The sequence below is a fragment of the Sphingomonas sp. Sphisp66 genome (assembly GCF_047324325.1).
In the GTDB taxonomy this organism is placed as follows: Bacteria; Pseudomonadota; Alphaproteobacteria; order Sphingomonadales; family Sphingomonadaceae; genus Sphingomonas.
In genome coordinates this window covers 102,801-123,757 of sequence record NZ_CP168508.1, presented here as the reverse complement: position 1 = coordinate 123,757, position 20,957 = coordinate 102,801, and the positions used below count along the sequence as shown (strand labels likewise).

Annotated in this window: 24 protein-coding genes and 1 tRNA gene; 17 read left to right on the top strand and 8 right to left on the bottom strand. The window is 66.1% G+C overall.

Going from position 1 to position 20,957, the window contains the following annotated elements; translation table 11 throughout:
* The first annotated feature begins 196 nt into the window (after positions 1–196).
* The 3 genes from uvrA to ACEN8G_RS00555 all read left to right on the top strand — a co-directional run bounded on the left by uvrA (position 197) and on the right by ACEN8G_RS00555 (position 5,046).
* The gene (uvrA, locus tag ACEN8G_RS00565; RefSeq protein WP_413740711.1) at positions 197–3,238 is read left to right on the top strand and encodes an excinuclease ABC subunit UvrA; all 3,042 of its coding nucleotides are present in this window, start codon (positions 197–199) and stop codon (positions 3,236–3,238) included.
* A 102-nt stretch (positions 3,239–3,340) separates the two neighbouring features.
* Entirely contained in the window at positions 3,341–4,738 is a 1,398-nt protein-coding gene (locus ACEN8G_RS00560) for a hypothetical protein (RefSeq protein ID WP_413419197.1), read from the top strand.
* A gap of 122 nt (positions 4,739–4,860) precedes the next feature.
* Positions 4,861–5,046, top strand: coding sequence for a stability determinant (locus ACEN8G_RS00555; RefSeq protein ID WP_413740710.1), 186 nt, complete (start codon positions 4,861–4,863; stop codon positions 5,044–5,046).
* Here the strand turns inward: ACEN8G_RS00555 and ACEN8G_RS00550 are convergent.
* On the bottom strand, positions 5,043–5,768 hold the full coding sequence (locus ACEN8G_RS00550) for a hypothetical protein (RefSeq protein ID WP_413418531.1): 726 nt from the start codon (positions 5,766–5,768) through the stop codon (positions 5,043–5,045). The genes ACEN8G_RS00555 and ACEN8G_RS00550 overlap by 4 nt on opposite strands.
* 129 nt (positions 5,769–5,897) lie before the next feature.
* Between ACEN8G_RS00550 and ACEN8G_RS00545 the strand changes: the two genes are divergently transcribed.
* On the top strand, positions 5,898–6,971 hold the full coding sequence (locus tag ACEN8G_RS00545; protein WP_413418533.1) for a hypothetical protein: 1,074 nt from the start codon (positions 5,898–5,900) through the stop codon (positions 6,969–6,971).
* Positions 6,972–7,006: 35 nt separating this feature from the next.
* Here ACEN8G_RS00545 and ACEN8G_RS00540 read toward each other — a convergent pair whose 3' ends face one another.
* Positions 7,007–7,576 (bottom strand): hypothetical protein, encoded by a 570-nt coding sequence (locus ACEN8G_RS00540; protein ID WP_413418535.1) that lies wholly within the window; start codon positions 7,574–7,576, stop codon positions 7,007–7,009.
* A 355-nt stretch (positions 7,577–7,931) separates the two neighbouring features.
* Here ACEN8G_RS00540 and ACEN8G_RS00535 point away from each other — a divergent pair, with 355 nt between their 5' ends.
* The 7 genes from ACEN8G_RS00535 to ACEN8G_RS00505 all read left to right on the top strand — a co-directional run bounded on the left by ACEN8G_RS00535 (position 7,932) and on the right by ACEN8G_RS00505 (position 10,900).
* Positions 7,932–8,087, top strand: coding sequence for a hypothetical protein (locus tag ACEN8G_RS00535; RefSeq protein WP_307119713.1), 156 nt, complete (start codon positions 7,932–7,934; stop codon positions 8,085–8,087).
* Positions 8,088–8,273: 186 nt separating this feature from the next.
* On the top strand, positions 8,274–8,486 hold the full coding sequence (locus ACEN8G_RS00530; protein ID WP_307119712.1) for a cold-shock protein: 213 nt from the start codon (positions 8,274–8,276) through the stop codon (positions 8,484–8,486).
* Positions 8,487–8,553: 67 nt separating this feature from the next.
* Positions 8,554–8,733: a hypothetical protein gene (locus ACEN8G_RS00525; RefSeq protein WP_413418537.1), complete on the top strand. Its 180-nt coding sequence runs from the start codon at positions 8,554–8,556 to the stop codon at positions 8,731–8,733.
* 185 nt (positions 8,734–8,918) lie between these two features.
* Complete coding sequence (locus tag ACEN8G_RS00520) at positions 8,919–9,449, top strand: DUF3617 domain-containing protein (protein ID WP_413418539.1); 531 nt, start codon at positions 8,919–8,921, stop codon at positions 9,447–9,449.
* A gap of 93 nt (positions 9,450–9,542) precedes the next feature.
* Positions 9,543–9,932 carry a hypothetical protein gene (locus ACEN8G_RS00515; protein ID WP_413418541.1) on the top strand — a complete coding sequence of 130 codons (390 nt, stop codon included), beginning with the start codon at positions 9,543–9,545 and terminating at the stop codon, positions 9,930–9,932.
* A 67-nt stretch (positions 9,933–9,999) separates the two neighbouring features.
* Complete coding sequence (locus ACEN8G_RS00510) at positions 10,000–10,401, top strand: glycine zipper 2TM domain-containing protein (protein ID WP_307119708.1); 402 nt, start codon at positions 10,000–10,002, stop codon at positions 10,399–10,401.
* A gap of 73 nt (positions 10,402–10,474) precedes the next feature.
* Positions 10,475–10,900, top strand: coding sequence for an OsmC family protein (locus tag ACEN8G_RS00505; protein WP_413418543.1), 426 nt, complete (start codon positions 10,475–10,477; stop codon positions 10,898–10,900).
* 1,062 nt (positions 10,901–11,962) lie between these two features.
* On the opposite strand, the gene ACEN8G_RS00500 is transcribed toward ACEN8G_RS00505, so the two are convergent.
* Positions 11,963–12,400 carry a cupin domain-containing protein gene (locus ACEN8G_RS00500; RefSeq protein ID WP_413418545.1) on the bottom strand — a complete coding sequence of 146 codons (438 nt, stop codon included), beginning with the start codon at positions 12,398–12,400 and terminating at the stop codon, positions 11,963–11,965.
* Positions 12,401–12,507: 107 nt separating this feature from the next.
* Between ACEN8G_RS00500 and ACEN8G_RS00495 the strand changes: the two genes are divergently transcribed.
* The 5 genes from ACEN8G_RS00495 (at position 12,508) to ACEN8G_RS00475 (ending at position 15,740) form a co-directional block, all read left to right on the top strand.
* Positions 12,508–12,867 (top strand): glycine zipper 2TM domain-containing protein, encoded by a 360-nt coding sequence (locus tag ACEN8G_RS00495; RefSeq protein WP_307119705.1) that lies wholly within the window; start codon positions 12,508–12,510, stop codon positions 12,865–12,867.
* A 95-nt stretch (positions 12,868–12,962) separates the two neighbouring features.
* Positions 12,963–14,141, top strand: a complete 1,179-nt coding sequence (locus tag ACEN8G_RS00490) for a glycosyltransferase (protein WP_413417311.1) — start codon at positions 12,963–12,965, stop codon at positions 14,139–14,141.
* Between the two features lie 44 nt (positions 14,142–14,185).
* Positions 14,186–14,335 (top strand): hypothetical protein, encoded by a 150-nt coding sequence (locus ACEN8G_RS00485; protein WP_413417313.1) that lies wholly within the window; start codon positions 14,186–14,188, stop codon positions 14,333–14,335.
* A gap of 77 nt (positions 14,336–14,412) precedes the next feature.
* Positions 14,413–15,069 carry a hypothetical protein gene (locus ACEN8G_RS00480; protein ID WP_413417315.1) on the top strand — a complete coding sequence of 219 codons (657 nt, stop codon included), beginning with the start codon at positions 14,413–14,415 and terminating at the stop codon, positions 15,067–15,069.
* A 38-nt stretch (positions 15,070–15,107) separates the two neighbouring features.
* A complete protein-coding gene (locus ACEN8G_RS00475; protein ID WP_413417317.1) occupies positions 15,108–15,740 on the top strand; it encodes a TMEM175 family protein in 633 nt (210 codons plus the stop codon).
* A gap of 367 nt (positions 15,741–16,107) precedes the next feature.
* Here the strand turns inward: ACEN8G_RS00475 and ACEN8G_RS00470 are convergent, their stop codons facing one another.
* The 5 genes from ACEN8G_RS00470 to yajC all read right to left on the bottom strand — a co-directional run bounded on the left by ACEN8G_RS00470 (position 16,108) and on the right by yajC (position 20,717).
* Positions 16,108–17,226 carry a DUF3089 domain-containing protein gene (locus ACEN8G_RS00470; RefSeq protein WP_413417319.1) on the bottom strand — a complete coding sequence of 373 codons (1,119 nt, stop codon included), beginning with the start codon at positions 17,224–17,226 and terminating at the stop codon, positions 16,108–16,110.
* 201 nt (positions 17,227–17,427) lie between these two features.
* Entirely contained in the window at positions 17,428–17,799 is a 372-nt protein-coding gene (locus ACEN8G_RS00465; RefSeq protein ID WP_413417321.1) for an Mth938-like domain-containing protein, read from the bottom strand.
* A gap of 1 nt (position 17,800) precedes the next feature.
* Complete coding sequence (secF, locus tag ACEN8G_RS00460) at positions 17,801–18,769, bottom strand: protein translocase subunit SecF (RefSeq protein WP_413417323.1); 969 nt, start codon at positions 18,767–18,769, stop codon at positions 17,801–17,803.
* Positions 18,770–18,783: 14 nt separating this feature from the next.
* Positions 18,784–20,376: a protein translocase subunit SecD gene (secD, locus tag ACEN8G_RS00455; protein ID WP_413417325.1), complete on the bottom strand. Its 1,593-nt coding sequence runs from the start codon at positions 20,374–20,376 to the stop codon at positions 18,784–18,786.
* Positions 20,376–20,717, bottom strand: coding sequence for a preprotein translocase subunit YajC (gene yajC, locus ACEN8G_RS00450; RefSeq protein WP_413417327.1), 342 nt, complete (start codon positions 20,715–20,717; stop codon positions 20,376–20,378). The genes secD and yajC overlap by 1 nt, the downstream gene beginning before the upstream one ends.
* 145 nt (positions 20,718–20,862) lie before the next feature.
* Here yajC and ACEN8G_RS00445 point away from each other — a divergent pair.
* Positions 20,863–20,939 (top strand) — tRNA-Pro (locus tag ACEN8G_RS00445).
* Positions 20,940–20,957 lie beyond the last annotated feature (18 nt).

Genomic DNA, 20,957 nt, shown 5'->3' with positions numbered 1-20,957 from the left:
GCCCTGCTCCCTCCTGCATGATCCCGCAAATCTCCGCCTCCGCCGCTGAACGGCGTGTGAAATGTGCATGCAGCTTTGCGAAAGGAAAGGGGGCGAGCCGTCGCCGCAATGCGAAAGCCCGCGCAACTGGCGCTTCCGCCCGGGCGTTCCTACATCCCACTAGAAACCCAATCAGAACAAAGCTAGAACCTCCGGCATGGCACTTACCACCATTTCCGTCCGCGGCGCGCGTGAGCACAATCTCAAGGGCGTGGATGTCGACATCCCGCGCGACACGCTCACGGTGATCACCGGCCTTTCGGGCTCGGGCAAGTCGAGCCTCGCCTTCGACACCATCTATGCCGAGGGGCAGCGCCGCTATGTCGAGTCGCTCTCGGCCTATGCACGCCAGTTCCTCGAGCTGATGCAGAAGCCCGATGTCGATCATATCGAGGGCCTCAGCCCCGCCATCTCGATCGAGCAGAAGACGACCTCGCGCAATCCGCGCTCGACGGTCGCCACGGTCACCGAGATCTACGACTATATGCGCCTGCTCTGGGCGCGTGTCGGCGTGCCCTATTCCCCGGTCACCGGCCTGCCGATCAGCGCGCAGACCGTGTCGCAGATGGTCGACCGCGTCCTCGCGCTCCCCGAAGGCACGCGCCTGCTCCTCCTCGCCCCCGTCGTCCGCGGTCGCAAGGGCGAGTACAAGAAGGAGCTCGCCGAATGGCAACGCGCCGGCTTCCAGCGCGTCCGCATCGACGGCGAGACCTATCTGATCGAGGAAGCCCCCGCCCTCGACAAGAAGTACAAGCACGACATCGAAGTGGTGGTCGATCGCCTCGTCGTGTCCGACAGCATCGGCACCCGTCTGGCGGAAAGCTTCGAGACCGCGCTCAAGCTCGCCGAGGGCCTGGCCTATGTCGACCTGGTCGACACCACGGTCGCCGCCCTGCAAAGCCCCTCCCCTTCAGGGGAGGGGTTGGGGGTGGGGGCTGTCCGTGAGGCACCCCAGGCGTTCATTGCAGAAGGCATGCCCCACCCCAACCCCTCCCCTGAAGGGGAGGGGCTCAAGAAGAACGCCACCGGCGGCCAGCTCAAGGGCGCCGGCATCCCCGACAACCGCATCGTCTTCTCCGAGAAGTTCGCCTGCCCCGTCAGCGGCTTCACCATCCCCGAGATCGAGCCCCGCCTCTTCTCGTTCAACGCGCCCCAGGGCGCCTGCCCGGCCTGTGACGGCCTGGGCGAGAAGCTGGTGTTCGACGAGGATCTCGTCGTCCCCAACCACGACCTGACGATCAAGAAGGGCGCGATCGTGCCCTGGGCCAAGTCCAACCCGCCCTCGCCCTATTACATGCAGGTGCTGGGCTCGCTCGCCCGCGAGTTCGGCTTCAGCCTCGACACGCCGTGGCGCGACCTGCCGGGCGAGGTCCAGCTGATCATCCTCCACGGCACCGGCGGCAAGCCGGTCACCCTCACCTTCGTCGACGGCAAGAAGTCGTACGACGTGAAGAAGCCGTTCGAGGGCGTGATCGGCAACCTCAACCGCCGCATGCTGCAGACCGAGTCCGCCTGGATGCGCGAGGAGCTGAGCAAGTACCAGGCCGCCCACCCCTGCGAAGTCTGCGACGGCGCCCGCCTCAAGCCCGAGGCGCTGGCGGTCAAGATCGCCGGCGAGGACATCAGCCACGCCACCCGCCTATCGGTGGTCGACGCGCTCGCATGGTTCGAGAAGCTCCCCGCCACGCTCACCCCGCAGCAGAAAGAGATCGCCCGCGCGATCCTCAAGGAGATCGACGAGCGGCTCGGCTTCCTCAACAATGTCGGCCTCGACTATCTCAACCTCAACCGCACCTCGGGCACCCTGTCCGGCGGCGAGAGCCAGCGCATCCGCCTCGCCAGCCAGATCGGCTCCGGCCTGTCGGGCGTGCTCTACGTCCTCGACGAGCCGAGCATCGGTCTCCATCAGCGCGACAACGACATGCTGCTCGCCACGCTGCGCCGCCTGCGCGACCTCGGCAACACCGTGATCGTCGTCGAGCATGACGAGGACGCGATCCGCACCGCCGACTATATCCTCGACATGGGCCCCGGTGCCGGCGTCCATGGCGGCGAAGTCGTCGCGCGCGGCACGCTCGACGAGATCCTCACCGCCAAGGGCTCGGTCACCGCCGACTATCTCAACGGCACCCGCGAGGTCCCCGTGCCGGCCAAGCGCCGCAAGGGCACCGGCAAGAAGCTGACGGTCGAGAACGCCACCGCCAACAACCTGCGCGGCGTCACCGCGAGCATCCCGCTCGGCACCTTCACCTGCATCACCGGCGTCTCCGGCTCGGGCAAGTCGAGCTTCACGATCGACACGCTCTACGCCGCCGCCGCGCGCCAGCTCAACGGCGCGCGCCTGCTCGCCGGCAAGCATGACCGGATCACCGGCCTCCAGCATTTGGACAAGGTGATCGACATCGATCAGTCGCCGATCGGCCGCACCCCGCGCTCGAACCCGGCGACCTATACCGGCGCCTTCACCTCCATCCGCGACTGGTTCGCCGGTCTGCCCGAGGCGCAGGCGCGCGGCTACAAGCCCGGCCGCTTCAGCTTCAACGTCAAGGGCGGCCGCTGCGAGGCGTGCCAGGGCGACGGCGTGCTCAAGATCGAGATGCACTTCCTGCCCGACGTCTATGTCACCTGCGACGTCTGCCACGGCGCCCGCTACAACCGCGAGACGCTCGAGGTGAAGTTCAAGGGCAAGAGCATCGCCGACGTGCTCGACATGACGGTCGAGGACGCGGTCGAGTTCTTCAAGGCAGTCCCGCCGATCCGCGACAAGATGGCGATGCTCGCCGAGGTCGGCCTGGGCTACGTCAAGGTCGGCCAGCAGGCGACGACGCTCTCGGGCGGCGAGGCGCAGCGCGTGAAACTGGCGAAGGAGCTGGCGCGCAGAGCCACCGGCAACACGCTCTACATCCTCGACGAGCCCACGACGGGCCTCCACTTCGAGGACGTCCGCAAGCTGCTCGAAGTGCTCCACGCACTGGTCGAGCAGGGCAACACCGTGGTGGTGATCGAGCACAATCTCGACGTCATCAAGACCGCGGACTGGATTTTGGATCTGGGTCCGGAGGGCGGCGTCAAGGGCGGCGAAATCGTCGCCCAGGGCACCCCGGAAGAGGTGGTGAAGGAACCGCGGAGCTTTACCGGGAAGTATCTCGCGCCGTTGCTGGGGAAGGGGAAGGTTCGGGAGAGCGTGGCGGCGGAGTAAGATTCTATTCACGCCCAGCGAGAAATCTGAACGCCTAAGCCTCACTTGAGAGCATTAAGGTTAATCTTGACCATCGAAAGGTTTGAATTCTAACCTAATCGGATGCTCTCATTTGCGACTGAATTTCCGGTTTGTGAAACCTCCTCTGAGAGGTTTGTTGAGGCCGTTCGTACTTGGATTTCAGGTTCGCCGCACGCCAAACTGACCGCGGAGCATCTTTCCACCATTCCTAATTCTGGCCGCTGGAAGGTGGACAGTGGCTCAGTAAGTCTCGAAGCCATTCTCACGAAAGAGAATCAGAATGAGATTGCTGCATTTAGGTATTCGGCGTTGGACCGCGACATCCAGTGGGTGACCGAAGTTACCTATTCGAAAACGCCCGAGGATGACTGGATCGGCATTCGTACGGATCGGGAGGCCATTCGTCCCTTAGTTTCCCTTCCGCCGGCCAAAAAGCCGTACATTGTCAGGACCCTAATCGAAAAACTGGGCGGCGGCCTAGATGATGAACTGCACGTTTCGGATTCCGCCCATCACTTCTCGGAACTCGATACGCGCATGGCTATCCGACTGCTCAATGCCGACGCCGAGAACTACCTCCCGCTCGTATATGTTAGCTGCCCCTTTTCTGGGCAAAGCGTTATAAAATCTGAACTTCTTGCCAAATCCCTCGGTGGAATGGCCCATGTAATCGTTGAGCCCAGCCGCTCTTTTTCGAAGAGCATCCAACGAGATGTTGGCTCAAGGAATGTCTATGGAGGCAGCATCGGTGTCTACTGGCCCAACGGCGAGAAATATCGATACTACATCAATGACTTAACTCCAAACGAAGCAGCGATCCGCCAAGCGATTGTCGCCGATATCAGATCTGCGCTTATTAATCGGCGCCCCCTGGCAAGATGCACTTGGGCAAGGGCTGAAGCGGACCTTGCGCGTTCCGTCTTCGAGACGCTCAAAAACTCGGGATCCGAAGACGTTTCCGAGTATGTGGCCGCCTTCGACTCAGAAGTCAAAGCAAAGGATAAGCAGCTTTCCGAGGCAGAAGAGGAGGTTAAGCGCTTAAAATCCAGAATAAGGTCACTTGAATTTAAAAACTCGACCCATCATGCAACGAGCTGGGAAATTCGTTCAGAGCAGCAACTTCGTAAAGGCGAATTTGACGAAGTCATTCGAGATGCGCTTGTTTTTGCTGCAGCAAATGCACAGAGCGGTAGCCGAAGGCAGGACATCATAAATGCGGCAGCTTCTGAGATCCCAGAATCTAATCACCTAAAAGATAGTCGAGATACTCTAAAGCAACTCCTTAAAAATTACACCTCCATGAGCGGAGATATTCCTAAAAAGCTCAAGGAGCTCGGATTTGATATCTCAGATGATGGAAAGCACTATAAGCTCACATACATGCAAGATGACAGATATGTTTTCTCCCTACCAAAAAGTGGAAGTGATTGGCGTGGCGGAATGAATTCTGTCAGCGATATTGCCAAACGAGTCTTTTGAAGACGGCTGGCATCTATTCGTTAGAATCATTGAGTCACACCGCCAAGTTGACTCTCTCCATTCCGGACACATCCCGCCGCCCGCGCCTTCCCCCGCCCCACCGGCAGCGCTATATTCCCCCCATGGCAAAGCTCTCGCCCATCGTCTCCGAATTCGCCTCGACCGAGGAAGAGGCGGCGCATGATGCCTGGGTTCGCGCCAAGGTGGAGAAGGCGCTCGCCTCCACCGCGCCGTGCATCCCACATGAAGAGGTGATAGCGGAGATGCAGGCGATCCTCGACAGGCATAAGGCACCTGGCAAGTACTAGTCCGGATATTCGCGCCTCAACTCGCGCCACTGCGCAAGTGTGGCATCGAAGCGCCGCTGAAAAATGGCGGCTTCATTTCCCTGCAATGGACTACGGTCGAGCGAAAACGTTCGCCCCCTGATGATATCCAAAATGCGAAGCTCCTCGGAAGCCACATTTGGAAATGCCCGCCCGAGCGCCCAGAGTGCCAGGCGCGCCATCTCGTCATTAAGGGGAGGCTGCGGGAACCAATAGGGATAAACAAAGTGATCCTCGCCGTGACCGTCGCGAACTGACAGGATGTTAGCCATCTTAATCGATGCATCAACGCTCGGCAGCCGGATCGTATTTTTCAAACTCGCTGCGGGCACAAACGGTTCGTTGGTCCAGCGCCGGCGCTCATCCCACCAGAGCAGGAACCCATTTTGCAATTGGTTGTAGAGATTTGCACGCCCGGGTAAGCGCTCGATTCTCGCCTGGGTACGATCTCTAAGATCTGCTACGTCAAAAACGTGATCTTTGGCATCACGCCAGAACGGCCCATAGAAATCACCGCCGCCATCACCACCGCCCTGCGCCCGAGCGATTTCCTCGCGAATATCGGTTCGTAGTGCGGTAACCCTCGCTCCGCCTTCAAGATACATGATCTTAAGCAGTTTGCGGAGGTGTATATCTTGTAATGACATCACCCGTTCCTTCACACGGCCAAGCTGATCGCTGCGCTTGTTGTTACGGGAAGACAATCAACCGATTAAACCATTTCGGACTATCCCCTCACCCACACAGGAACAAACCATAAACAAACCGCTGTCCTACAGCCCCCAATCCAGCATACCTAACCGGTCCTCAAACCGACTCGAGAGGACCACCCGATGAGCGCACACCAGAACTTCCTCCCCCCGTACGGCGATGACGACGTCGTCGAGCTGGCGGTGGACGAGTACACCAAGTCCCCCTCCCAGCGGATCGCCGGCTGGTCCGGCGCGAACCAGGCGCGGTTCCTGCGCGCGATAGCCGACGGGGCCACGGTCGGCCAGGCGTGCCGGCTGGTCGGGCTCACCCAGCAATCCGCCTATGCCTTTCGCCACTCCGCCCGCGGCGCGCAGTTCGGCATCGGCTGGCAGGCGGCGGCGCTCCATGCCCGCAACCACCTCGCCGACACGCTGATGGAGCGCGCGCTCCACGGCACGGTCGAGACGATCACCCGCCCCGACGGCAGCGAGGTCGAGCGCCACCGCTTCGACAACCGGCTCGGCATGGCGATGCTCGCCCGGCTCGATCGCATGGCCGACAAGGCGGCGAGGGAGACCACCCATGCCGCCGCGCGGCTGGTCGCGCAGGAGTTCGAGCCGTTCCTCGAGCTGATCGAGCGCGATGCCGGTCCGGCCCGCGCCGGGCTGTTCCTCGCCCGCCGGATCGAGCCGGCCGGCGAGGACGATCTCGCCCCCATCCGCGCGCTCGCCCGCGCCGATACCTGGCTGCGCACCCATACCGATCTCGCCGAGCCGCTCGCGCTCGACGATCTCGATCCCGATGCGCGCCAGGCCTGGAGCGGCGAGCAATGGCTCCGCGCCGAGGCGGCCGGGCTGGTCTCGCTCGCCCCCGCACCCGCGATGGCGATTCAAGAGATTCAAGATTTTGCCCAGGGCGCGGAGGACGAGGACGAGCCGGTCTGGTGGGACGACAATCTGCGTATCTGGCACACCCATTTCCCGCCGCCCGCCGGGTTCCGCGGCGACGAGGCGAGCGAATATGGCCAACCGGATTATGAGCGCGAGCTCAGCCCGGAGGAGGAGGAAGCGGTCGATGCGTCGATGCGCGCCAAGCTCGAGGCGCGGCGCACCTTCGAGGCCGAGGCGCGCGACCGCTGGTTCGCCGCGCTCGCCATCCCGCCGGCCGATGCCGCCGCGCCCCTCCCTGCGCTCCCCCAGCAATCCGCGCCATGACCCACCTCCGGGGCCACGGCGCGGACCGGTTTGGGTCAGGCGGTGGCGGGCTTGGGTGCCGCCTGGGCCAGCGCCAGCGGCGTGTCGGCGGTGCCGCTCGGCGCGCTGAACTGGATGGTGTCTTCGGTCAGCGTGATCGTCACCGTGCCGCCCGCGTCCTCGTCGCGCAGCAGGAACTCCTTGTACCCCTCGACCGAGGTGTCGTTGGTCGCCGCGGTCAGCACGTCGACCAGCCCGCCGGCGATGTCGCCCGCGCCCAGCGTCTCGGGGCCGGCGACCTCGAGCGCGGTGGCGATGATGTCGCCGAAATGGGCGATGCCCCAGTCGGTCTTGTCCCACAGCCAGCGGGCATTGGAGGGATCGGTGTTCCAGACATTGCCCTCGGAATCGACCGCGAGCAGGAACCACCAGTCCTCGCCGGTGGTGCCGAAGCCGGTATTGTACTCCACGCTCAGCGCCGGGCTGGTGGTCTGGCCGGGGGCGAGGTTCTCCCAGCTCGCCTGGCTCGAATACACGTCGCTATATTTGTGCGACAGGCCGATCGAGACGAAGGTCCTGCTGCTGTTGTTGGTGATCACGGCGGATGCGGTGTTCGCGGTCGTCATGAGTCTCTCCCAGAGTCGCCCCGCTCGCGCTTTCCCCTATCGATTCCGTGGCTTGCAGGCAGCAAGGGATGCATCCGATCCCGTGGCGAAAGCGGTTCTGGTGGCGCAACGAGCCGCTTGGTGCGCGGGCCCCGGCGCCATCTCCGGATCGGAGGAATCTGGCCCCGGCTTGAAAAATCCGGCGATGTTCGCTATATGGTCTCCAGGCGCCCACCGCTTTTGTGCGGCGAACCGTTTCCGCGATGCGGAACCGCAGCGCCTTTTCACCGCTTATCCGCCTGTGCGAGCGCCACGCGCCGTCCCGGCCGTGCACCCGCTCAGCGCGATGAGCCAAGAACCATAAACAAGGAAACACATGAACTTTTTCGACAAGATCCACGAAACCCAGATTACCCGTACCAGCAAGAACCCGTTCCAGGCATTCGTGCCGCCGCATCGTCGGCTTTTCCCGCTCGCCAGCCCGCGCAATTGCGCCGTGGCCCGCGCCGCGGCGATCGAGGTTCTCGGCTAATACCGGCGTGGCTGCGGGGGCGTTCCGGCCCCCGCCCTTGCCTTTCCGGACCCCGGGGTCCACAACGCACCCCGCTTCAGTCGCACATTGACGGCCTCCGGCGCCCAGCGGCTCCCTTGACCCTCCTTCTGCCCCTTGCAGCGCGAAGCGCGCCTACACCGGGCGCGCCGCAAAGGAGTATCTCCCATGAGCCATACCGGCACCGTCAAGTTCTTCGATGCCGTCAAGGGCTTCGGCTTCATCAAGCCGGACGGCGGCACCCAGGACCATTTCGTCCATATCAGCGCCGTCGAGCGCTCGGGCATGTCGACGCTCAACCCGGACCAGCGCGTGACCTACGACCTGGAAGAGGACAAGCGCGGCCGCCCGTCGGCGGCGAACCTCTCCGCCGCGGAATAGGCCGGGCCGGCGGCCTCCGCTTGCCGGAGCGCCGCCTTTCCTCCCCTCCCGGCAGGAGCAGCGCCACATGGCACAGCCCGATTATCTCGCCCAGGCCGCCCGTTGCAGGGCGGAAGCGGATCTCGCCACGCTCGAGAATGTCCGCGACCGATGCCTGCGCGCCGAAGCCGCCTGGCTCGACATGGCGGCACGGCAGGAACAGGTCGCCACTGCCCGCGCCCGGCGCGAAGGCGCGGCGGCAAACTGACCTCCAGACTCTCTCAACCCCCTTCCGCGGTGCGCGCGGAAGGGGGTCTTGTGCTGCCCGACGCATCGGTCGGTCCGGTATCCTGGCGCGACCAGCCGTGCGCGGCAGTGGTTTCGCCTGCACATCCTTGCAGCCTATGGTCCGCCCCGGGGCGGGGGCATGTTCCAACCAAAAAGGGGATGTCCATGAAGCATATCGTCATGCTGTTGCCGCTGGTGCTGGCGGCCTGCAATTCCGGGCCGAATGTCACGGCGAAGAATGCCTCGGTCGAGGAAGTCTCGAACAAGGTCGCCGCCGCGGCGGCATCGGGCAGTTTCATTTCTCCCGGTGCGTGGGAGAGCAAGATCGTCGCCGATATCGACATGCCGAACATGGACAAGATGCCGGCAGAGACGGTGAAGGCGATGAAGGAGAAGATGCAGCAGGGCCAGACGGTCACCAGCTGCGTGACGCCGGAAGACGTCAAGTCGCCCAAGGCCGGCATGTTCGGCGGCGACCAGAGCTGCCGCTACGATCACTTCACCCTGGCCGGCGGCACCATCGATGCGAAGATGACCTGCACCCGCGAGGGCAAGAAGCAGGTGATGACGGTCAAGGGCAACTATACGGCCACCACCTATCACACCGAAGTGAAGACCGAGGGCGACGGCGCGAAGTTCTCGGCGACCGTGGATGCCAGGCGCACCGGCGAGTGCACGGGCAAGGAACAGGGCTGACAAAGCCAATGGGTCGCCGGGCGGCGGGGCCGGGAACGCTCGCCCCGCCCGCCCGTTTCCCGTCGAAACCCCTTGAGTCAGAGAGGAATTTCGATGGCCACCACGCGCAAGTCTTCCACCGGCACGCCGGCCAGGCGTCGCACCACCACCGCCGCCAAGCCCGCGGCGCGCAAGCCCAGGGCCAAGGCACCGGCGGCAAGCAAGGCTCCGGCGAACCGCACGGCGCATTCCGCCGGCGTCGCCTCGCTCGGCGCGCTCGCCGTGGCGGTGCTGGGTGCGGCGGCGTTCGGGGCATGGCGGCTGCTGCGCCGCCCGGCCGAGGGCACCGAGCCGACCGACCTGATGGGCGATACCCATCCCGACGGGTCGGAGCGCGCCCTCGACGCCTTCCGCCCCGATCCCACCGCCCCGGTCCCGGCGTCGGAGCGCGAGCAGTTCCGCCCCGCCCTCGCCACCGCGGGTCCGGGTGCGGAGTCTTTGTAATGGCTGCGAAACTTTCGGCCTCCCCGTGCATTCCCCAATGCGAGCGGGTCCATGGAGGAGGAGAGAGATGCGTATCCTGATTCTGGGCCTCGCCGCCGCGGCGACACTGGCCGGCTGTACCGATTATGGCGGCCGCCCCGGCAGCGGCTATGGCTATTCCAGCTATGACTATAACCGCCCGGATCCGTCCTATGGCGGCTATTATGCCGATCGCTACTATCGCGACGACCGCAGCTACCGCGAGTATCGGCTGAGCCGCAACGACCGGGTCTATCGGGGCCAGGACGGCCGCTATTATTGCCGCCGCTCGGATGGCACCACCGGCCTGGTGGTCGGCGCCGCGGCGGGTGGCGTGCTCGGCGCGATCATCGCTCCGGGTGGCTCCGAAGTGCTCGGCGCACTGATCGGCGCGGCGGCCGGCGGCGCGGTCGGCACCTCGGTCGACAAGGGCGAGATGCGCTGCCGCTAACCCGAACGGGGACCTTCAAGCCGGGGCCCTGATGCCCTAGATCAGGGGCCCGGCCATGAGGGAGAACCGAGACATGACGACCCGTACCGCCACTGCCCGCTACGAAGGCTTCGGCAAGGAAGGCAAGGGCCACATCACCACCCAGTCGGGGGTGATGACGGACCAGTTCTACGGCTTCAACACCCGGTTCGGCGACGAGCCCGGCACCAATCCCGAGGAACTGATCGCCGCGGCCCATGCCGGCTGCTTCACCATGGCGCTCAGCTTCGCCCTGGCCCGCGCCGGCTTCAGCGAAGGCAATATCGAGACCAGCGCCGCCGTGAAGCTCGAGCAGGACGGCGACGGCTTCACCATCACCCGCTCGGACCTGACCCTCAAGGCCAGCGTCCCCGGCCTGGCCCAGGAGCAATTCGAGGCGCTGGCCGCCGGCGCCCATGCCAATTGCCCGGTCTCCAAGCTGCTCAAGGCAGAGAGCAAGCTCGACGCCACCCTGCTCTGAGACACCCCACCCCATGGCGCTTGCAATGTAGGATTTCGCCTGCTTTGCCGGTGCCATGGGGCAAGCGGCAGTCTTTCGGACAAGCTTCTCCCCGGCGAAGGCCGGGGCCCAGACTTGCGAATTCTTGCGCAGATCGATGGCGCGCACGGCGTGCGGAAAGGCCTCCGAAGCCACCAGCCTTCGCCGCGAAAGAGAGCGAGAAGCCCCCCGAGCGCCCGACCAAACGCCACGCCCCAGAACGCAAAAGGGGCCCGGCATTGCTGCCAGGCCCCGTGTCGCCGGACTGCTGCCGTGGACCCGGACGGATCATCGGCATGGTTTCGGCGGCTCCTCCACTCGCGCCGGCAAGGGCATGCGAGCTTCGGGTCGGTCGTCGAGGCTGGCCGTTCTCCACTCACCCCGAAGGGGAGTTGCGGTTACCAGCCTCGGCGGCCCGCTTCGTCTCTCCGGCCGGGGGCCGGAAGTCGGAAGCCTTGCTGGATGCTTTTCTCCGCTCGATCCTTCCAGGTCCTTCCGCATCGCTTGCGCGCTGCATCCGGCTGGCCGGTCTCCCGGCGGTCCGTTTCCCCGCCCCCGAAGCCGGGCACTTGCGCACCCGTTTCCGCGAACCGGGACATCGTCCCTTTCCGTCCCGCCCTTCTCGCTTCGAACCGCACTTGCGTGCCGCTTTCCGCATCCGCTTCGAGCCGCGCTTGCGCGCTGCCTTCCGCTTCGTTTCCCGCTTCGCTTGCGCGCCGCGGTCCACCTTCGCTTCGCACGCCGCTTGCGCGTCATGCTCCGCTTTCCGGTCGAGCCGTGCTCCGCCGTCCCTCGAAACCTCGGCAGCGCCTGGGCGGCACTTCGGTTTCGCAACCTGCAGGAACTTCACATCCCCGAACCGTTCCCGATGCGGTTTCCCGAAGGCACCTGCACCGTTTCCGGCCCGTGTAAGCTTCTGATCTTGCTTTGGTTTCCCGCCGCTGGACCGTTCTGCTTACAGATATGATGGTGTCATCGAACCCGAGTCGCGCAAAGCAGGATTTTCACCTGCAAACCTGTGAAGACTGTGGATAACGTGGAGAACTAGGTAATAATCTTGCGGGGAGCCCAATCAGGAGGTGCCAATTCGAACCCGGCGAAATCGAAGCCCGGAACGACGATGCAGCTCACCAGCGCCCAGCCATGGGGCGCCTCGGTCGCCTGCCAGCGATTCGCCGGGACGAGGCACTGGGGCGCATAGCCGGCGATCACCTCGCCGCCAAGCCGGGTCGTCGCCGGATCCTGGTCCGCAGCGTCGGCGATGTGGAGGTCGAGCGGGCTGCCGGCATGCCAGAGCCACCATTCGTCGGCATCCACCCGGTGCCAGTGCGAGCGCTGGCCCTGTTCGAGGAGGAAATGGATCGCCGTGCCCTTCGACCGCCCGTCCCCGCCCGGTGCCGCGCGCCACGTCTCGCGGTACCAGCCGCCCTCGGGATGCGGCGCCAGGCCGAGCCGCTCGATGATCGCCCTTGCTTCGTCCATTGCTGCCTCCGGGATGAACGGCTTGTTGTTTTCGGTTAATGAAACCAGTGCGGATACGAAACGTTCATGGTCCGGTTTGCCCGAAACTGCATCATCAGGAGTGAGACATGCGTAAATTGATTCTGGCGCTCGGCGCCCTCGCCGTGGCGTTGCCCTCGGCCAGTGTCGTGCCGGTCGCGGCCAATGCCGCCCCCATCGCCAAGGCGGGTGCCGACGGCGCCTATTCGCAGGACCGCCGCTATCGCAAGCGCTATGCCTATCGCGAGTGGAAGGGCCGTGACGGTCGCCGCTATTGCCGCAAGCCCGACGGCACCACCGGCCTGGTGGTCGGCGGTGTGGCCGGCGCGCTGGTCGGCCGCACCATCGACACCCGTGGCGACCGCACCGTCGGCACGCTGCTCGGCGCCGCCGCCGGCGCAGTCGCAGGCCGCGAGATCGAGCGGAGCGGCGATCGCAAGTGCCGCTAAGCCCGGCATGAAGGCGGGCCGCCCGGCACCGCGCCGGGCGGGCCGCTTCTACCGGGAATGCGGACATTAACCCTTGCGCGCTATAGCGCTGGGCCATGCTCCGCCTGCTCGTCCTCTCGACGCTCTTCCCCGATGCGTCGCGGCCCAATTTCGGCATCTTCGTCGAGCGGCAGACGCTCTCGCTGGCCGCACGGGACGATGTCGAGGTGCGCGTCGTCGCCCCGCTCGGCCTGCCCCCCTTCCCACTCTCCCGCCTGTCCCGCTACGCCGCGCTCGCCGCCCTGCCCCGGCACGAGCAGTGGAAGGGCCTGACGGTCGACCGGCCCCGCTTCCTCAACCTGCCCGGCACCGGCGGCCGCTTCCATGCCCGCGCCCTGGCCACGGCGCTGACCCCGCTGCTCGAAGATATCCGCAGGGACTTCCCCTTCGACGTGATCTCCGCCGAGTTCTTCTTCCCCGACGGCCCCGCCGCGGTCGCGCTCGGCAAGCGCTTCGGGGTGCCCGTCTCGATCAAGGCGCGGGGGTCGGACATCCATGACTGGGGCAGGCGCAGGCATGTGGGCCCGCAGGTGATCGCCGCTGGCCAGGCTGCCCAAGGCGTGCTGGCGGTGAGCGAGGCGATGCGCGACGACATGATCGCCATAGGCATCCCGGGCGACAGGATCGAGGCGATCGCCACCGGCGTCGACCTCGCCCGCTTCGCGCCGCGCGACCGCGCTGCGACCAAGGCCGAGCTCGGGGTGACCGGCCCGCTGGTCCTCTCGGTCGGCGCGCTGATCCCGCTCAAGGGCCACGACATCGTCATCGACGCAGTCGCCACCCTGCCCGGCGTCGCGCTGTGGATCGCCGGCGAGGGCCCCGACCGCAAGCGGCTCGAAGCGCAGATCGAGCGGCTGGGCCTTGGCGAGCGGGTCCGGCTGCTCGGCTCTGTCCCGCCCGAGCGGGTCGCGGCTGCGCTGGCGGCAGCCGACGCGATGGCGCTGGCCTCGGAGCGGGAGGGGCTGGCCAATGCCTGGCTCGAAGCGCTGGCGAGCGGCACCCCCATCGTCATCCCCGATGTCGGCGGTGCCCGCCAGGTGGTGACCAGACCGGCGGCCGGCCGCGTCGTCCCGCGCACCGCACCTGCCTTTGCACGGGCGCTGGCCGAACTGATCGCCACGCCGCCCGCCCCCGCCGACACCCGCGCCGTCGCCGAGCCCTTCACCTGGGCCGCCAACAGCGCCCGGCTCCACGCCTTTCTCACCCGCCTCACGGGCCAGGGCGGAACCGCCTAGCCCCGCTCGCCGTTCGTTCCCGGGGCGGGACGGAGAGAAAGTCGATGAATCCCTTTCGCAACCTGACGCTGCCGCCTGCCGATGCGCCCCCGATTGTCTATTACATCCTGCCGCAGGAGGAGGCGCCGATCGGCCCCGGCGACCTGGAGATCGAGTTCGAATTCGATCCCGATCTCGACGCGGACGACGAATGATCCATTTCCGCGTTGACTAGCCCGCGCCGCTCCATGACATTCGTGACAGTCAGGTTACTTGCGGTGGAGACCGAGTGATGGCGGGCAAGAAGGACAAGAAGGCCAGCGAGCCGAAGACCGAGAAGAAGGGTTTCCTTCCCAAGAGCATCGGCGGGCTGAAGCTGCCCAAGGAGCTGCGCAAGCAGCTCGACGCGCTGGCCAAGCATCCGGTGGTCAACGACCTGCTCGCTGCCGGGCTGGTAGCGCTCGCCGCCAAGCTCAAGCCCGAAGCCAGGAAAGCCGAACCGGCCGAAGCCGCGCCGGCGCCCGCACCCCAGCCAGCCGCCGCCGAGGCGAAGCCGGTGGTGAAGCGTGCCCGCAAGGCGCCTGCGGCCGCCAAGCCCGCCGCCAGTGCTCCCGCCAAGACGGAAGCCAAGCCTGCCGCCAAGGCGCCTGCGAAAGCTGCTCCAGCAAAGGCCCCGGCCAAGCCCGCGGCTGCGAAGCCCGCCAAGGCCGCCCCGGCTAAGGCACCCGCTGCCAAAGCCGAGGCCAAGCCTGCGGGCCCCAAGGCCGCCGCGAAGCCCAAGGCTGCCCCTGCCAAGGCCCCCGCCAAGGCCGAAGCTGCCGTGGCGACGGTCGAGGCAGCCAAGCCTGCACCCAAGCCGCGCAAGCCTGCCACCGCCAAGGCCCCCGCTGCCCAGCCCCGCGCCACCACGCGCCGCACCAAGGCAACGCCGCCCAAGACGACGCGCTGATCCTCTGCTAGGCACCGGGCCCAACAGGGGGCAGATCGATGCAGGATAGGGAAACGCCGCACGCCGCCGCGCCGGCGCATGGGCTGGAGCGCATGGCGTTCTTTTCGGACGCGGTGTTCGCGATCGCGATCACGCTGCTGGTTATCGAGATCCACGTGCCCCATGTCGCGGCGCCCTATACCGACGAAGCGTTCCTGCAGGGGCTCGCCAAGCTCATCCCGAACTTCATCGGCTTCTTCGTGTCGTTCTTCGCGATCGGCCTGTTCTGGATCGGCCATCACCGCGCCTTTGCCTGCGCGCGCCACTGGAGCCCGAAGCTGTTCGGGCCCAATTTGCTGCTGCTCAGCGCGATCGCCGCGATGCCCTTCTTCACTGCCTTCGCGTCGGAATATTATGGCCACCGCGTGCCGGCCGCCTTCTATTGCGGCTGGATGGTGCTGATCTCGATCTTCAACATCCTGGTCCAGCGCATCCTCACCGCGCCGCCGGTGGTCGATGAACACATCCCTGCCGAGCAGCCCCGGATGATCCGCCTGCGCGGGCTGGCGGCGCTGCTGGGCTCGCTGACTGCGTTCGTGACGAGCCTGTTCGTGCCGCCGCTCGGCCAGGTCGCGCTGATCACCATCCCGCTCTGGCGTCTGCTGCTGGCGCGGGTCGTGCCGGCGCGCTGATCTCCAACCGCGCGCGCCGGGCGGACTCGCCAAAGTCCACGAAGTACACGCCAGAAGCGGGTTTTCGCGGCGCTTAAGTTGACACGGTTGCCGCGAGCGCGCCGCATCTCGCAGCTTTGTTGCGCGGACGGAGTCCTATCTTTCCTACTGCCTCAAAAAGCGGCCGGGCTCTGGGCTCGGCTGCGCGAGTGCAACAGGCGGAATCCTACATTGCAACCCGTGGCGCGGAGGACAGCAAAATATCCGTCATCCCGGCGAAAGGCGGGATCTCGTGCGGCTCTTGTCCCGCGTCCCGCGCCTTCGCCTGAGATCCCGGCTTTCGCCGGGATGACGGTGTGGTGGGATTCGTCGGCCGCGTGGCGAGGCCTCAGCGCGTCTTCGCCCAGGCGCGGTATTGCCGGGCGCTCAGGTCGACCAGGTCGCCCTGCACGACGTTCATGTCGATCAGGTGCAGGCCCCAGTCTTTGAGGATCGCGGTACCCACCTTGATGTCGCCGGGGATCGTGTCGGTGCGCGGATCGGCGGGGTCGGCGTTCACCGTCACCGCCAGATAGTTGAACCCGTCCTTGCTGACGCATTCGGTGGAGATCAGCCCGGGCAGGCTCACAAAGGGCGTCGTCACCGCGCCGCCGTCCTTGCTCCACGCCTCGGCCGGTCCCTGGACCAGCATGTTGCCGCCGGCATTGAGGTAGGCATGCGCCACCGCCTTGCCGCCGCCCAGCGCCGCGGGGTTGGTGCAGCCCGCCTCGACGCCCGGCCGGTCGCCCTTGGCGAAGCGGCTGCTCGGCGGCGGCGGGGAATCGGCGCGGAAGCTGGCATAGGTGACGATGCAGCCCGCCTGGTCGGCACTGCGGCACAGGGGGATCGTCCGGTACAGGCCGCCGACATCCTTGCCGATCGGGACCGGCACCGAGCTGCCGATCAGCATCGCCGAGACCAGCTGCTTCTGCGCCGGCGTGCCCTCGATCGCGCGGCCGAGCAGCTGGGTGAGGACCAGCGAGCCCTGGCTGTGCCCGATCAGCACCACGCCGCGGCCCTTGTTGTCATGGGCCAGATAATCGTCCCACGCCGCCTTCACGTCGTTGTACGCCATCTCGCGGTCGATCGCCGGCGTGCCGCCGCCCATGATGCTGCGCAGCGCGGTGAGCGTCACCTGGCGATAGACGGGCGCGAACACCCGGCAGTTCTTCGCGAAGCGCGCGACCTGGAACTGGGCGACGCGCTGCTCCTCGGCCCCGGGCACCAGGTCGCTGTTCGGCGTCGTGTCGAGCGAGATGGTGGGATAGACGTAGAAGCAGTCGAACCTGGGATCGGTCGCCGCCTTGAACGGCTCGACGCTGCGCTTGCCGTCGGCCGCGATCACCGTGGTCGAGAGATCGGCGGCGCAGGCATCCTGGCGGCCCGGACGGCACAGCCAGTTGGCGGTGTTGCGATAGTCGGGCGTGTCCGACGCAGCGGCCATGGCCAGCGCAAGCGCGAGAATCATCTGGTCCCTCCCTCTCTCTTTGAGGGGGAGCCTAGCCCTAAAATCCTCCCTCGCGAAGCGGGGGAGGGGGACCGCTTGCCAAAGGAAGTGGTGGAGGGGCCCCGGCCCCAGGCGACATTGCCCGCGGAGATGCCCCCTCCACCATTTGCTACGCAAATGGTCCCCCTCCCCCGGCTCCGCCGAGGGAGGATCTAGAGAAGGTCAATCCAGCGGGTAGAGGGCGCCGGCGATCCAGCGCAGTTCGGCGCGCAGTACGCCCCAGGCGCGGGCGGCGGCGCGGCTGTCCATTGCCTCGATCCCGATCCCCTTCGCGCCCAGCGCCGCGGTGAGCGCGCGCGGCGGGCGGACCAGCGTCTTGCCGGTGCCGAGCAGCAGGAATTCGGGCCGGGGATCGAGCCCCAGCACGGGTGCGAGATCGGCTTCGGTCAGCTCGGCGATCGGCGGCGGGGCCCAGCCATCGGCGCGCTCGGGGGTGATCAGCAGCCCCTCATACACGCCTTCGTCGACGCGGAAGCCGCGCCCGGAGAAGCCGGAGATGACCGGCCCCTCCGCGCTGGCGCGCTTCACTTCCATATTATGCGCCTTCGCGCGGACCCACGCGCTCGGCGCCGGTCGCCGCCGAGGGCTTCTCCTCGCGCGGACCCGGCTTCAGGCCCAGCGTGATCAGCAGCGACGACGAGACGTAGATCGACGAATAGGTGCCGACGACGATGCCGAGCATCATCGCCGCGGTGAAGCCGCGCAGCACCGGGCCGCCGAAGATCAGCAGCGAGGCGAGCGCGAGCATGATCGTCAGCGAGGTCATCACGGTACGCGGCAGCGTCTCGTTGACCGACAGGTCGATCAGCTCGCTCATCCCCATCTTGCGGTACTTGCGCATGTTCTCGCGGATACGATCGTCGATCACCATCTTGTCGTTGATCGAATAGCCGATGATCGTCAGCACCGCGGCGACGATGTTCAGGTCGAACACCATGCGGGTGAGCGCGAAGAAGCCGAGCGCCATCAGCACGTCGTGGATGATCGCCACCGCGGTCGACACGCCGAACTGCCATTCGTAGCGGAACCACGAGAAGATCGCGATGCCGACGATCGCCAGGATCACCGCCAGCACGCCCTTGTTCACCAGCTCGCCCGAGACCTTGCCCGAGACGGTGGAATAGGTGTTGAACTTCGCGCCGGGGAACTTGGCCGCCAGTGCCGCCTTCACCGTCTCCACCATCTTGTCGACGGCGTCGGGCGCAGTCGAATGGGGCACGGGCAGACGGATGGTCACCGTGTTGGCGCCGCCGAGCTGCTGGAGCGCAGCCTCGCCGAAGCCGAGTTCGTTCACCGTCTCACGTACCTGGTCGAGATGCGGCGGGCTCTGGAACTGCTCCTCGATGGAGACGCCGCCGACGAAGTCGACGCCCATGTTGAGCCCGCGCACGCCCACCAGCGCCACGGCGGCGATGGTGAGCAGCATGGTGATCGCGAAGGCGATGAAGCGGACGCGTACGAACCCGATGTTCGTGTTGTCCGGGATGATCTTGAGGAGCCGCATGCGCGTCGCTTCCGTTAAATGTGGATTTCGGTCGGCCGATTACGGCGCAACCAGATCGTGACGAGCATGCGGGTGAACACGACGGCGGTGAACACCGAAGTCGCGATACCGATCAGAAGCACGATCGCGAAACCGCGCACCGGGCCAGAACCGAGGATCACCATGATCAGGCCCGCAATGGCGTGGGTGACGTTCGCTTCGAAGATCGTGCGGCTGGCTTCCTTGTAGCCGAGCTCGACCGACTGGCTCACGCTGCGCCCGCGCCGCCGCTCTTCGCGGATGCGCTCGTTGATCAGCACGTTGGCGTCGACCGCGGTGCCGATGGTCAGCACGAAGCCGGCGATGCCCGGCAGCGTCAGCGTCGCGTTGATCAGGCCCATCACGGCCAGGATGATCAGCACGTTGATGGTCACCGCCAGCGTCGCATAGATGCCGAAGCGGCCATAGGTGAGGATCATGAAGGCGATCACGGCGACGATCGCGATGATCGAAGCGGTGATGCCGGCGCGGATCGAATCGGCGCCGAGCTCGGGGCTCACCGTCGATTCCTGCACGACCTTGAGCTCGACCGGCAGCTTGCCCGAGCGCAGCGCGATGGCCAGCTGGTTGGCGCTGTCGACGGTGAAGCCGCCGTTGATCACGGCGCTGCCGCCGAGGATCGGCTCGTTGATGTTCGGGGCCGAGATCACGACGCCGTCGATGATGATCGCGAACGGCTTGCCGCTGTTCTCCTGCGTCACCTTGGCGAAGCGCTTGGTGCCGGCGCCGTTGAGCTCGAGCGTGACGCCCGGGGCGCCGCTCTGCTGGTCGTAGCTCTGCTTGGCATCGACGAGCATGTCGCCGGTGATCATCACCTGGCGCTGCACGGCGACGTTGCCGCCCGCCTGATAGGGCATGATCACCGAGCCGGCCGGGGCCTCGCCGCGCTGGACGGCGTTCTGGTCCGCGGTGGTGTCGACCAGGCGGAACTCGAGCTTGGCGGTCTTGCCGACCAGCTCCTTGAGCGCCTTCGGATCCTGCAGGCCGGGCACCTGGACGACGATGCGGTTGCTGCCCTCGCGGATCACGGTCGGCTCGACCGTGCCGAGCGCGTTGATGCGCGTCTCGATGATCTCGCGCGCATCGCTCATCGCGGTGTCGATCGCTTCGGTGATCCCCGCATCGGTCGGCGTCAGCACGAAGCGGCTCGAATCGACCACGGCGACGTCCCACTGGCGCTGGCCGGTGTTGCCGACGCCGGTGCCGGTGATCGCGAGCAGCTTCTCGCGGGCGGCATCGACCTTGGACGGGTCGCGGAGCATGAAGCTGACCTTGCCGCCCTGGATCGAGATGTCGCCGATGTCGATCTTGGGATCGCGGCGCATTTCGGTGCGAACCTGCTCCTGCATCTGCGTGAGCTTGGCCTGGCGCACGTCATCGGTGTTCGCCTCGAACAGCAGGAAGCTGCCGCCGGCGAGGTCGAGGCCGAGGTTGATCGCGGGCTTGGGCACCCAGCTCGGCCAATGATCGCGCGCGCTCTTGGGGAAGAAGCTCGGCACCGACAGCGCGATCATGATCGCGATGCCGGTGAGGATCGTCGTGATCTTCCAGCGAGGAAAGTCGAGCATCAGTCGTTCGCGGGCTTGGCGCCGCCGGCGGGCAGCACGCTGGTGAGCGTGGCCTTGATCGCGCGGACCTTCACGTTCGGGGCGAGCTCGACCTCGACCTCGTTCTCGTCGACCTTGGTCACCTTGCCGACGAGGCCGCCGCCGGTGACGACCTGGTCGCCCTTCTTCACCGCGTTCACGGCGTTCTGAAGATCCTTCATCCGCTTCTGCTGCGGGCGAATCATCAGGAAGTAGAAGGCGATGAAAATGAGGACGAGCGGCGCTAGGCCGAGGATACCGCCCATCGGGCTGGCTTGTCCTGCCGCGCCTGCGGCCTGTGCATGTGCTGGCGTGATGAGCATGAGGTCCTGATGATGTCTTTTCGTGGGCGGTGGAATCCGCCTCCGTTCAAGCGCGGCGCGCTAACATGCGGCACAGGTCGGCGCAACTATTGTCGCCAATGGCTTGCATCCCGCGCCGGTCCGGCCTAGAGGCCGCTCCCTCGGTCGGGGCGTAGCGCAGCCTGGTAGCGCATCACACTGGGGGTGTGGGGGTCGCAGGTTCGAATCCTGTCGCCCCGACCATTACAACAAATCAAGCCA